We start from the raw sequence: 14695 nt of genomic DNA on the forward strand, positions 1-14695 counted from the left end.
AAGAATTACAGTTAGTAATACAAAAAAATTATACAACAGTGAAAATACAATGACGATGTTTTGTTCCTATAAAAGGGTTACAGACATATAAGAGAGAAGAAGGAAAGACTATTTATAGGCGCGCTTTTGTCTTTTTATGAAGATGATGAGATGAGCACGTTGAAACTTTTTACAGAGCGTACATCATTATATTAAGAAAGATTTCTTTTAAAGATATGTACCATATATTGAAACAGCTTACCTCGCAGAAAAGAGTGAGGTTATTATGATAATCGTCATCCATTACATTATGCTATAAGTTAAAAAAATCATAAATTTGTGCTTATAAGAACAGCTAATTTATTGAGAAGTATTTTGACAAATTTATAAAAAATTATTTTTATACTCTTGCCATTCTACTGAGGCGCTTTATCTAAAAAACAGAATTGCTCTTTAGTGAAACTATTTTTGTTAAGAGATAAATCGCAGTGTTTTTGAATGGAGATTACGTTGTATTTTCAAAGTCTTGTGTTTTGATTTATTTTTTAGCTTGAATCCCTCTAGCTAAAAGGGTTGGGGACTTTTCTAGATCAATATCTTTTCAGAGATTTTAGGGTGATTCTGTGATGAAAATCACTGTCGCGGGGGGTGGCTTTTATCTTTAATTTATTCGTTTTTGGGGGGCGCAAACAGGGTTTTGCCGTGAGGTTTTTGCGCGTTGTAATGATATTGGACTCTGTTGGAGGAGGTTCTTATGAAAAAATTATATTCAACATCAAACTTGGTTAAAGCTGTTTCGTTGGGAACAGTAATGACCGCACTGTTATCAAGTGTTTCGCCTATTTTGGCTGCGAATCTCGCGATAACAGGCGCAAAAACTATGAGTACGATTGGTCCTGAGGTGGTGTATCCGCATGGCAGTCATGGCAGTGTTGTTTTAGCTGGTGATGATAATTTCTGTGGTGCGGATAATGTTGTTGGACGTGGGGGTAAACAACAGCAGACAATAAAGGATACTTCTCGTATAACTGCAGTAGAGCAATATGAGAGATTTGTTGGTGAGAAAGTTTTTAATAATCGTAGTCCTTATGGCACGACCACTCAACAGGTTATTTGGGCTGGTGATGGAATTACGTCCAATAATGGTGCTTATATGGGGACACCGACTTTTGGTATCAGTAATGCTACGCCTGAGGCTTATGGTGTTTATTCTTTTGCAACTGGTTGTGGATCTGCTGCGACGGGGAATTATTCAACTGTTTTTGGTGCGGGCGCGACAGCAAAGGCTGGGGGGGCGCAAGCTTTTGGTGTTTCTGCGCTTGCAAGTGGTATAGCAAGTGTTGCTATGGGTGTTGATTCAGAGGCATCGGGGAAATCTGCAGTTGCTGTTGGGGGACTTGCAACTGCATTAGGTAAAAATAGTGTTGCTATGGGGACAAGGGTAAGGGCAGAAAATAATTATGCGATTGCTATAGGTTCAGAGGCTGAAGCTCAAGCTTCAGGTGCTATTGCAATAGGGAGCAGGCGCTCTGACAGAACTGAATCAGTTGATCCTAACAGAAAAGTAATAGCGAAGGCTCAAAATGCGATTGCTATAGGTACGCAGGCTTATGCTGAAACGGAGGATTCGGTTGCAATTGGTGTAAATTCGCAAGTACTTTCTAAGGATGGTGTTGCTGTGGGTGGAGGATCTATCTCTGATAGAGACAAGGGGGTTGCTGGTTATGACCCTATCTCGAATGGTAACTCGACAAAAACCGATATAGCATGGAAGAGCACCACAGGCGCGTTCAGTGTTGGTGAAGTTGGTGGCAGGGGTAACGGTACGCTAACGCGACAAATTACAGGGGTGGCAGCGGGGAGTGCAGATACTGATGCCGTCAACGTTGCTCAGTTGAAAGCTATGAGAGATGTCATGGCAGGAGCAGGAGGAGGCTGGAAACTTTCTGTTAACGATGGAAGTCCTACAGATGTTAATCCAGGCAGTACAGTCGATTTTTCAGTGCAAAGTACAGAAGTAGGAAAAGACAATTTAAAGATTCAAAAGGCAAGTGGAGATAATAAGCAAAAAGTCCAATTTGTTTTGAGTGATACTCTTAAATTGGCTAGTGTCACTACAGGACAAAGTTCTATGAGTGACGATGGCTTTATGATCGATAAGGGACCAACTATAACTATAGACGGTATTGATGCTGGCAAGCAACAGATTACGGGAGTAGCAGACGCGACTGAAGATGACCAAGCAGTGACTTATAGACAGCTGAAAGATATAGAAAAGGCAACCAAAACGAGCTGGCAGCTTTCTGTTAATGGTGGAAATGCTACAGCTATTGGACCAAATGGCACAGTAAATTTCCAAGCAGCTGGCAATGAAAACAAAAAGAATATTAAGATTGAAAAAGACGAAAATCACAATGTCACATTTGATCTAGCTGATGATATTCAGGTAATGACTGTCACAGCAGGAGAAAGCGTTATGAGTGCTGCTGGCTTTATGTTTACTGATGGTACTGGGCCGAGCATAACTGTTAATGGCATTCATGCTGGTGATAAAACGATTAAAAGAGTAGCGGCAGGGAAAGAAGATACCGATGCAGTGAATTATAAACAGTTGCAAGATGTAAAAACACTTGCAGAAAACGGTTGGAAACTTTCTGTTGATAGTAAAAATGCTACAGACGTTAAAGCTGGGAGTACAGTAGATATTGTTGCGGCTGCGAGTGGGGATGGAAGCAAAAATATAAACATTGAAAAAGCCAATAATAAAGTCACTTTTTCTTTGAATGATAATCTTAAATTGACGAGTGTCACTACAGGCAGAAGCATTATGAGTGATAATGGCTTTATGTTTACTGATGGTAATGGGCCGAGCATAACTGTTAATGGTATTAGTGCTGGTGATAAAACGATTAAAGAAGTAGCGGCAGGGAAAGAAGATACCGATGCTGTAAATTATAAGCAGTTAAAAGACTTTACAGCAGGGATGGCAACAGGCTGGAAGCTTTCTGTCAATGGTGAGGAAGCTACAGATGTTAAAGCTGGTAGTACAGTAAATTTTGTTGCTGCTGCAGATAAGGATAACCACAATAATATCAAAGTTGTAAGAGGCAATGATAATGGCGACGTCAATAAAGTCACCTTTGATTTGGCTGATGATATTAAAGTAACGAGTGTTACAACGGGGAACACTCTTATGAATGAATCAGGATTTGGGTTTGTTAATGATCTGGGGCCAAAAATAACTTTGGGTGGCATTGATCTTAGAGATAAAAAGCTTAAAGGATTGGCAAATGGGGTTGCAGATGATGAAGGAGTAAATGTTTCTCAGTTGAACGAAGTAAAAGATCAAATAACAAATCAAATAACAGAAAACACTCTTGTTAAATGGCATGAAGTTGGACAGCATAAGTATATCTCTATTGGTGACGAAAAAGGTGGTATCGAAATCGATATTACAAACAATGAAAACAGAGAGCGAATTATTCTCGGCGTTGCATCTGGAAAAATCAGCCACGACTCAACAGAAGCAATAAATGGTTCACAGCTTTTAAGTATTACAGAGACTATAGCGGATTTTTTTGGTGGTGAGGATACAGATATACTTAACGGTATTAAACCAGATTATATTATTCAAGAGAAAACGGCTAATAATGTTTTTGATGCTTTCAAGAATGTTAATAGTTCTATCACGGATATTTATAATCAGATTAACAATGTAACAGGTAATAGTCTTGTTAAATGGGATGAGAACGAAAAGCTTATTACCATTGGTAAAGAAAAAGGCGGTACGAAAATTAATATCACAGGTACTGATGGAGTGCGGACCATTGCGGGTGTAAAAAATGGAAAGATTTCAGAAGATTCAACAGAAGCGATAAATGGTAGCCAGATTAATAAGATATCTGGAGATATTGCAAAATTCTTTGGTGGTAATGCCTCATTCGAGAATGGAGTCTTTAGAAAACCGAGATATAATTTAACTACTATTAATGAAAATGGTCAGGTAAAACAGCAGGAACACAATGATGTTGGATCAGCTTTGTCAGGGCTTGATACAAATATCAGGAATGTTAATCATCATTTAGCCCTTGCAATGAAGGACGTTGCTTCTTATTTCGGTGGTGGCGCGGGATATGGTGAAGATGGTAATTGGTACTCTCCTACTTTCAATGTTATCCAATTCAAGAATGATGGAACTTCCTCTAAGCAGCCTTACTCAAATGTTGCTGATGCTTTTGAAGGCGTGAATAATTCTTTCACGAATATTCATAATCAGATTTTGGATATAAAACAAAATAGTTTAGTTCAGCAAGAAGAAGAGTCTGGACCTATCACCATTGGTTTTCAAACAGGCGGTACGAAAATTGATATCACAGGTACTGATGGAGAACGGATCATTACGGGTGTTTCAGAGGGGGAGGTTACTGAAGACTCCACTGATGCAATCAATGGTTCTCAGCTTTATTCAATGGGTAGTCAGATTGCTAATTATTTTGGCGGTGGAGCTAGCTATGAGGATGGAAAGTGGGAAAAGCCTACTTTCAAAATTTCTCAGCGTAATGAGGATGGCACTATTGTTGAGAAAAAGCATCATAATGTTGCTGATGCTTTTGAAGGTGTCGATAATTCTATCACAGATATTTATAATCAGATTAATAATGTGACAGAAAATAGCCTTGTGAAGCAAGAAGGAGAGAATGGTCTTATTACCGTTGGTAAGGCAACAGGTGGTACTAAAATCAGCATTGCAAATAAGAAAAATGAGGAGCGGACACTTTCTGGTGTGAAAAATGCGACACTTTCGATAATCTCGACTGAAGCAGTAAATGGTTCACAGCTCTTTACGACTAATCAGAATGTTAGCGCTGTAACAGATGATCTGAAAAAAGTTGCTGTAAATACATCAAAATATTTTGGTGGCAGTACAGATGTACTTGCCGGTATAGAACCAACCTTCATTATTCAGGATAAAACATATCATAATGTTACAGATGCGTTTACTGATGTGAATATTTCTATTACGAATCTTGATAATAAGATTATTGAAATGAAAGAAAATAATCTTGTTAAGCAAGACGGAGGTGTGTCAGGCGTTATTACCATTGGTGCGAAAACAGCTGGTACTGAGATCAATATTGCAGGCGTTGGCGGTTTGGGACGCACTATTTCTGGTGTAAAAGCAGCAGAAAAGGGTGATGAAGCTGTTAACAAAGACCAACTTGATAAAAGCATAGGAAAGATTTCTAAAGATGCTTTGTTGTGGGATGATGCAGAACAGGCATTTGTTGCACGTCATGAAAAAGATGGACAGAAAACAAACAGCAAGCTTAAGTATCTTTTGGATGGTGAGATTGCTAAAGGTTCAATGGATGCTATTACGGGTAACCAGCTTTATCTCATGAGCAGTCAACTTGCTAATTATTTCGGTGGTGGTGCTAAATATGAGAATGGCAAATGGACAGCACCTAGTTTTGTGATTTCTCAAGTCAATGCGGATGGCAAAATTGTTGAGAATAAGTATAATAATGTTGCTGAGGCTTTTGGTGGTATTAATAACGGGATGTCAAATATTAATAACCGTATTGATGATGTCATCAACAAGGTCGATTCAGATGCTTTAAAGTGGAATGATAAAGAAAAAGCCTATGATGCTGGTCGCGATGGTAAGCCGAGTAAGATTATCAATGTAGCTGATGGTAAAATTGAAAAAGGTTCGAAAGATGCGGTTAATGGTGGACAACTTTGGGAAACCAATGAACGTGTCGCGAGTGTTGAAAAAGATGTTAAGCATCTTAACAACAAAGTTGATAACATTTACAATACGATTGATGATATTAGTGATGTAGTTATCAATATTGATGGCAAAGTTGAGAACATCAATAATAGAGTTGACAGCATTGAAAAGGATGCTGTTCGTTATGACAGAGATGAAAACGGCAAAAAAACCAATAAAATCACATTAGCGGGTGGTGATCCTAGTGAACCTGTTATGATTGATAATGTAGCTGATGGTAAAATTGAAAAAGGGTCGAAAGAAGCTGTAAATGGTGGTCAACTCCATGACTATACTCAAGAACAGATGAAGATAATTCTTGATCAATCCAAACACTACACAGATCAACGGATAAATAATATCACGATTGATGCGATTGATGATGCTGTTGATCGGGCTAAGCAATATACAGATATGAAGTTTGATGTTTTAAACTATAGTATTGAGAGTGTGAAAAAAGAGGCAAGACAAGCAGCTGCGATTGGTTTAGCAGTGTCTAACTTACGCTACAATGATACACCTGGAAAATTAAGCGTTGGATTTGGTACTGGTTTATGGCGTAGCCAATCTGCATTTGCTTTTGGTGCAGGTTACACCTCAGAAAATGGAAAATACCGTTCTAACATATCTGCAACAACTTCTGGAGGTCACTGGGGTGTAGGCGCGGGATTCAATATGACATTGAACTGATAATAAACAAAATACATAAAAAACTTCTTTTCACCCCTGTCTCATGAGGCAGGGGTGAATTGTTTTTACATATGTAAAAAATATATAAATTGATAAGCGCTATAATGATAAATACAGGTTTAAAAAACAGAAAAACCGTACATTTTCAATAAAGTAAACTTCTTATTTCAAAATAAGATAATGAGTTTTTTCATAAATTATAATTGATTATTTTCTGCTTTAATTTTTTAATCTGAAAAATCTGTAGCACTCTACAGATAGAAAAAACCTTTCACTCTTTAGAAATCTATTAAAAACTTTATAATAAGAAAAGAGCGTATATTCAAATGTATTTCAACTTTACTGGAAGAAGTTATAAAAACAATATACTAAACTGACTCTACCCCTTGCAAAAAACAACCAATAAGTTTAAAGCTTAAAAAAGCTAATCACCACTTTAAAAAAATTTACTTTCTTAGGAAATGTAAAAGAGCCAAACACGTTAACCATAAAACCGAAAAACACAACTTAACCATCTTTTCAGTCAGGTACTAAACTCTTGAACATGTTTAGAAAAGCCAATTTTAAAGAACTTTATAGCGTTTAAATGTGTCTTTTTTATGTTTATAGTTATTTTTTCATTGGGGAGCTCATTATGAAAAAATTATATACAAAATTAGCAGGGAGCGATTTAAAATTTTCTCGTTTTCCTTTTATTAAAGTTCTTTCGTTGGCTACAGCGGCTACATTTTTATCGAATGTTGTACCTGTTTTTTCAGCAAATCCTGATTTTAGAAACACATTTCTCGAAGGTGTTAACAGTGTTGGTGTCTCTTATCCGCAAAGCATTATCTCTGTTGCTGGTTTGAATGCTTCTCCTGTTTCAAAAGACAATTATTTAACAGCACTCAATAAAGCCGGATTAGAAAAGATTAATACTTCTGATGACTATGCAAATTTTTTAACCAAAACCCTTTCTGGTGTGAGCTATTATAGTCCTGTCGTGAATGTTTTGACAGCGGATAGCAAAAATGTATTGGTAAGAACCCTAGATACGGGGGGGCAAGATAAAAAGTTTCTCGTTAGTCCACGATCATTTGTGCTTGATAGCTCTTTAGACCAACAGCTTGCACAGGATGATGAGAATACAGATATTATTAATGTGTCTAATATCTTACGGAGTGGTTCAACAGAGGGAATGCAACGTGATGTATCGGGAAATAATGTTATTTGGGGTAATGATATTACTTCGGAAACCACGAACAGTGTTGTTATTGGTTATAAAGCGAAGGCGGTCTTCGCTGAAGAAGATAAAAAGCTAGCGGCATCTGTTATCATAGGTGCTAACTCGGAGATCCGTGGCGGTGGGAACGTTTCCATTGGGGCAGACACAAAGATATTAAAGAGTGACTCGGTTGCCGTTGGTCGTTATGCAACAGTAGAGGATGGGGGAGGTACAGCTCTAGGCTTTAAGGCGAATGTGAAAGGTGAATATGGTATTGCTATAGGGAATATGGCTCACGCTTTGGGAAAAAGCAGTGTCGCAATAGGTGGTGAATATAATGAGAAGAGCGAACATGGAGATGATGATTATACAACTGCGAAGGACGATTATTCAACAGCTGTAGGAGCCATTTCTAAAGCCCTGGGGTATGGTTCTACTGCTCTTGGTCATCGTGCATATGCACTTAATAAGCACGCCATTTCTATAGGCTTCTATTCGAAAGCAGAGGGAGATGGAGCTATTGCTATAGGTGTCGATTCTGTAGTTTCGGTAGATGATGGTGTTGCTATGGGAAGAGATTCTGTAGCCAATAGGGCTGCTGGTGAGTTTGGTTATACTTCTGTGTTGCAGGGTCCTGCAACAAACACAGAGGCGCAATGGAAAAGTACGCGGGGCGCAGTGAGTGTTGGTGATTATAGTAAGGGTATAACCAGACAAATTACAGGCGTAGCAGCTGGTTCTGAGCCTGCCGATGCAGTGAATGTTAGACAGTTGAGGGACTTAGAAGATGTTGTAAGAAAAAACGGTTGGAAACTGTCAGTTGGAGATAAGAATGCTACAACTGTTCTTATGGATAGCGTAGTAGATTTTTCTGCTGGAAGTGCCAATCTTCAGATTACAAAAGGTGATAAGGATAATAAGCTAAAATTTGATCTGGCTCAAGATGTTACATTAACGAGCTTAAAGGCAGGTACAAATACCTTCGATGCCACGGGCTTAGTAATTACTGATGGTCCGAAAATAATCACTGCTGGTATTGATGCTGGAAATAAAAGGATAACGGGTGTTGCACCTGGTGATCTTAGTGCAGATTCAAAAGACGCGGTAAATGGTAGTCAGTTGAATGTTGTAGCTACCCACATAGCTGGATATTTAGGCGGTGGTGTTAAATTTACGAATGGCCAATGGGATGATCCAAAGTTCAAAATTAAAACTTTTAATTCTGAGACGAATGAGATTGAAGAAGAAAGTTTTCCGAATGTAGCAAAAGCCTTTGAGGGTGTGGGTAAGTCTTATGTAAATCTTCACAATGAGATTAAAAATGAGATTAAAAAAGCTACCGATGATAGTGTCTTTAAATGGCATGCCGAATCGAAGAGCATTAAAATTGCCGCCGCTGAGGGGAAAGGTGGGCAAGGAAGTATTGCTATAGGTAATCTTTCAAATGCAAATGCCGAAAATAGTATTGCATTAGGTAGTTTTGCAGCGGCAAATGGAGAAAATAGTATTGCGTTAGGTGGACTTTCAAATGCATTTGGTGCAAATAGTATGGCATTAGGTTCAAATGCACAAGTACAAGCTGCTGTTCCTGGTGGTGTTGCTGTGGGTTATCAATCTGTTTCTCGTAACCCAGCGTCCACTGTTGGCTATGATCCTTCCATAGGGAGCAAATCAACAGATGATGGTGTGATATGGAAGAGCACTCAAGGAGCTTTTAGTATTGGTGATACTCCGAATAAGATAACACGACAGCTTACAGGTGTGGCAGCGGGTTATGCAGATACTGACGCCGTCAACATTGCGCAGCTGAAAGCACTAAGAGCGTACGCAGGCAAAGGTTGGAAACTTTCTGTTGATGATAAAAATACCAAAGCCGTTAGCATAGATGATACAGTAGATTTTTCAACTGGAAGTAAAAATTTTAAGATTACAAAAGGCGATAAGGACAATAAGCTAAAATTTGATCTGGCTCAAGATGTTGCATTAACGAGCTTAAAGGCAGGCACCAATACCCTAGACGCAACAGGTCTAGTAATTACTGGAGGTCCGAAAATAACCACTTCTGGTATTGACGCTGGCAGTAAGAAGATAACAGGCATTCAAAATGGCGCACTCACAGCAGAATCAACCGAAGCGGTCAATGGTTCACAACTTTTGGCAACAAATACTGAAATTGCTAATGTAAGAGACAGTATTCTTGTTAAGCAAGTAGCAGAGAAGACTTTAGCGCGCAGTCTCCGTGATGGAGGAACGGGTCTTATCACTGTTGGTATGGAAACTGGTGGTAGCGAAATCAGTATTTTGAACAAAAGTAATGAAGGGCGGAAACTTTCCGGTCTACTTGGCGGGGCAATCAGTGGAACTTCAACAGACGCAGTAAATGGCTCACAGCTTCATACATTGGGCACAGGGGTTGCTTCGTATTTCGGTGGTGGTGCCAGCTATGCGGATGGGAAATGGACCGCTCCTACATTCAAGGTAAAAACAATCAAGGAAGATGGCAGCCCTGAAGATAAGGATTATCCTGATGTAGCATCTGCTTTTGCTGGAGTTGGTAGTTCTATCACGAATGTTCAGAATAAATTGACTGAACAGGTTAATAATGTGATTAACAAAGTAGAAAGCGAAAGCTTTGTTCAGCAAGACAAAACAACGCATCGTCTCACTATTGGAGCTGCAGTAGAAGGCAGTGAAATCAATATTGCCAATAAGGCTGGTGCGGATCGGACTCTTTCTGGTGTAAAGGACGCGACGAAAAACAATGAAGCCGTTAACAAAGGACAGCTTGATAAAGGCTTGAAAGATCTTTCGAACAGTCTTCAGTCTGATGAATCAGCAGTTGTTCATTACGATAAAGATTCAGATGGTAAAACTAATTATAGTAGTGTGACTTTAGGAAAAGCTAAAGATAAGATAGCTGTAGGTCTCCATAATGTTGCTGATGGTAAGATTTCCAAGGATTCACATGATGCAATCACGGGTGGTCAGATTAATACCATAGCTTCGGATTTATCAAAAATTTTAGGTGGAGATGTATCCTTTGATGGAAAAAACTTTAAAGGGCCAACTTATAATTTATCGAATATTGATGAAAAAGGTGAAGTAACAGATAAACCGCATACCGATATTGGTTCTGCCTTTAAAGGAATTGATGATAATATCAAGAATGTGAATGCTCGCATTAAGGAAGTCTCAGAAGGAGTTGCACAAGATTCTTTATCTTGGAGCGATGGTGACAAAGCTTTTGTCGCTCTGCATGGGGAAGGGGATGACAGAAAAGCCAGTAAAATCACATCACTTGCTATAGGAGATATTACGAAAGAATCGACGGATGCAGTAAATGGTTCTCAACTTTATTCATTGGGCGATAAGGTTGCAAAATATTTTTCTAATGACGCTGAATATAAGGATGGGGAATTGAATGTTCCTGATTTTAAGCTCAAAACTATCAATGATGATGGCACTGAAGCTGAATCAAGCTATAAAAATGTATCAGATGCATTTTCAGGTGTGGGTAAACTTTTCACAAAGATTCAAAATGTGATCAGCGATGTAATCAGTAATCTTCTTGTTACGAAAAATGAAGATGTTATCAACATTGGTAAAGGAGTAGAAGGAAATGAAGTCAATATCGCAAACAAGAGTGGTAAGGATCGAACCCTTTCTGGTGTGAAGGCGGCAGAAAAAGACAATGAAGCGGTTAACAAGGGACAGCTTGATAAAGGTTTGAAGGATCTTTCTGATACCCTTCTGTCTGATAGTTCTTCTGTTGTTCTTTACGATAAAACAACAGATGATCAAATTGATTATACAAATGTAACTTTTGGTAAAGGGAAGGATGCTAAACCTGTTGCGCTGCATAATGTAGCCGCAGGATCGATTGCGGAAAACTCAACGGATGTTATCAATGGAGGACAGGTTTACATCCTTTCAACGGATGTAGCAAAATTCTTGGGTGGAGATGCTGAATTTAAGGATGGTGCTTTTAAAGGGCCAACTTATAATTTATCTAGTATTGATAAAGATGGTGAAGTAACAGATAAACCGCATACCGATGTTGGTTCTGCCTTTAAAGGACTTGATGAGAATATCAAGAATGTTAACGATCGTATTAAGGAGGTCTCAGAAGGAGTTGCACAAGATTCTTTATCTTGGAGCGATGGTGACAAAGCTTTTGTAGCTCTGCATGGGGAAGGGGATGACAGAAAAGCCAGCAAAATCACATCACTTGCGGCTGGTTCTATAGCATCAGGCTCGAGTGATGCGATTAATGGAGGTCAGATTTATACTCTTCAACAGAGCTTTGCCTCATATTTTGGTGGAGGAGCTGGTTATGATAAGGAAGGAAACTGGCAAGGACCCAAATTCTACGTTCAGGTCTTTAATAAGGATGGTACGAAAGGTGATAAAGAGGAGCGTAATAATGTCTCTGAAGCATTTGATGTTGTTAATGACAGCATGAGCACTATCAACGATCGTATAAAAGAAGTTGAAAAGGATGTTGCGTCTAATGGTCTGAATTGGAATGAAGAAAAAGGAAGCTATGATGCTTCTCACGCTGATGATCAGGGCGTTAAGAGTCCTAGTAAGATTATCAATGTAGAGGACGGTAAGGTAGACAAAGATTCCAAAGAAGCAGTTAATGGAGGTCAGCTTTGGGAAACTCAGCAGATGATTACAGATCAGGTCAAGGATATTGAAACTAAAGTTACGGAGGGATCTGTACAATATGATAGAGATAAAAAAACAGGTGAAAAGATCAATCAAGTTACATTAGTTGGTGGAGATGACAGTTCTCCAGTATTAATAGACAATGTAGCGGATGGAAAGATTGAAAAGGATTCGAAAGAAGCTGTTAATGGAGGTCAGTTGCATGATTACACAGAACAGCAGATGAAGACGGTTCTTGAAGATGCCAATAAGTATACGGATGAGAAAATTTCTCATCTTGTAAAAGATGGAGTTAATGAGGCTAATTCATACACGGATATGAAGTTTTCGACATTAAGTTATGCTGTTGAGGATGTTCGAAAAGAGGCAAGACAAGCAGCAGCTGTTGGTTTAGCGGTAGCTGGTTTACGCTATAGTGATATTCCTGGAAAATTAACACTCGCATTTGGTAGTGGTTTATGGCGTAGTCAATCCGCGTTTGCTGTTGGGGCTGGTTATACTTCAGAGAACGGTGATATTGGTTCCAACTTGTCAATTACCACTTCTGGAGGTCACTGGGGTATAAGTGCAGGGGTTAATGTGATACTCAACTAATAAACGACTAAATCCATAAAATTGATTTGCCTTTTTCTTATTTAAGAAAAGGGCAATTTTTTTATCTTCTTTCAGAGCCCTTTAAAGCTATTCTAAATGTACAAAACTCCCGTAATTATATAAAAAGCCTATTACAACTTTTTTGAGAATAAAAGACATCAGTAGCAAAGATTCAAAAAATTGATTACTATTTTTTTGATAATTAGGTAATGAGGTTATTGATCTATCTTGTTATTTTGATTTATTAAAGTGCTTAAAGCAATATAAATACGAATATACCCTTTATTAAAAAGAGGCAGTTTTAGCTTTTATTTTCGTGTAGTGTTAAACGTATGCTTTATATTGGTATCGTTATAATTTTTCATTGAAAGTCTTGTTGTTTAAATGACAAATTATCTTAAAAATAGAATAGTTAAAAATATTATGTTTTTTAATCAGTTTCCTTTTTTGTAGCTTCATAGTAAAATTTTAATTTCTCCAAATTGTTTTAACTTAATTACGAGTATAAAAAGCAAATAGTGCAAATTCTTACAATTCAAAATATGTCTTTTTTATGTTTTAGGCATGGTTTTTATTGAGGGTTTGTTATGAAAAAATTATTGAATCATATTCAAGGGAAATAGCTCAAGTTTTCGGCGTTTATTTTATCGGTTGTTTGTAGCAACGTTTTCATTGGGAGTTGTTATAGTTGTTTTTTTGTCGAATGCTATTCCTGTTTTGGCGAAAAAATTGACATAATAGAACAGCTGCTTAAAGCCATGGCAAAAGCTGCAAAGAGCTATTCTCAAGGAAAAATACTTCTTTCTGCGTATGCTAACTCTAACAGCATTGGGGCTCTCTCAAAAGGTTTTGATTTATTAAAAGCAAGTTATTTAACAGCACTTAATACAGCACAGCAATGGCACCAATAGTGGATGATTCTACAGATGATAGTGGCTATATCAATTTTTTCGTCAATACGCTTTCTATTAAGAGTAAGGATGGTTTTAGTAAGAGATTTCTTACCGGTCTGCAATTGGTGATGAACAATAACTCTACAATTACAATAAGTGCTGAAAACAACGAAGATGCAAGGATTATCGATGGATCTGACACCTTGCGACATGATTTCATTACAAGAATGCAACGATCTACAGGTATGCAACGTACTCCAAACACAAGTATTGCTTTAGGTAGTGGAACGCAAGCGGAAAAAGAATGGAGCGTTGCTGTAGGCAATATGGCTCATGCTTTGGGGAAAAGCAGTGTCGCAATAGGTGGTGAATATAATAAGAAGAGCGGATATGGAGATAATAATTATACAACTGCAAAGAGTGATTATTCAATAGCTGTAGGAGCCGTTTCTAAAGCCCTAGGGTATGGTTCGATTGCTCTTGGGTGGCATATGCATTTGCTCAAGAAGCTATTTTATAGGCTTCTATTCAAAAGCAAATGGGGTTGGACGTATCGTTTTAGGTTCCTATTCTAACGTGACGGTTGATGATGGGCGGGTGTTGCTATCAGGAACAACTTTGTGCCTGGTAGGGCTGCTGGCGTTTTTTGAGGATACGTCTCTTCTGCAAGGACCGTCCAAAAACACCGAATCTCAATAGAAAAGTACGAAAAGTGCAAGAGAGTATTGGTGTTCCTAGTAAGAACATAACGCGACAAATTATAGGCGTAGCAGCTGGTAGCAAACCTGCCGATGCAGTGAACCTTAGATAGTTGCAGGATTTAGAAGAAGTCGTAAGAAAAAATGTTGGAAACTGTCTATTGCTGGTGAGGCAGCTAAAGATGTGGATGCT

Annotated in this window: 4 protein-coding genes; all 4 read left to right on the forward strand. The window is 38.3% G+C overall.

Annotated elements, in window-relative coordinates; all coding sequences use genetic code 11:
• Positions 1-733 precede the first annotated feature (733 nt).
• The 4 genes from ACFIKB_RS01225 to ACFIKB_RS01240 all read left to right on the forward strand — a co-directional run bounded on the left by ACFIKB_RS01225 (position 734) and on the right by ACFIKB_RS01240 (position 14379).
• Positions 734-6442, forward strand: a complete 5709-nt coding sequence (locus tag ACFIKB_RS01225) for a Vomp family autotransporter (protein WP_375652605.1) — start codon at positions 734-736, stop codon at positions 6440-6442.
• A gap of 634 nt (positions 6443-7076) precedes the next feature.
• Positions 7077-12911 (forward strand): YadA-like family protein, encoded by a 5835-nt coding sequence (locus ACFIKB_RS01230; RefSeq protein WP_375652607.1) that lies wholly within the window; start codon positions 7077-7079, stop codon positions 12909-12911.
• A gap of 758 nt (positions 12912-13669) precedes the next feature.
• Positions 13670-13822 carry a hypothetical protein gene (locus ACFIKB_RS01235; RefSeq protein WP_375636678.1) on the forward strand — a complete coding sequence of 51 codons (153 nt, stop codon included), beginning with the start codon at positions 13670-13672 and terminating at the stop codon, positions 13820-13822.
• Positions 13822-14379, forward strand: coding sequence for a hypothetical protein (locus ACFIKB_RS01240; RefSeq protein WP_375652608.1), 558 nt, complete (start codon positions 13822-13824; stop codon positions 14377-14379). The genes ACFIKB_RS01235 and ACFIKB_RS01240 overlap by 1 nt, the downstream gene beginning before the upstream one ends.
• Positions 14380-14695: the final 316 nt, after the last annotated feature.

Source organism: Bartonella sp. MR110HLJHH (assembly GCF_042194225.1).
In the GTDB taxonomy this organism is placed as follows: Bacteria; Pseudomonadota; Alphaproteobacteria; order Rhizobiales; family Rhizobiaceae; genus Bartonella; species Bartonella grahamii.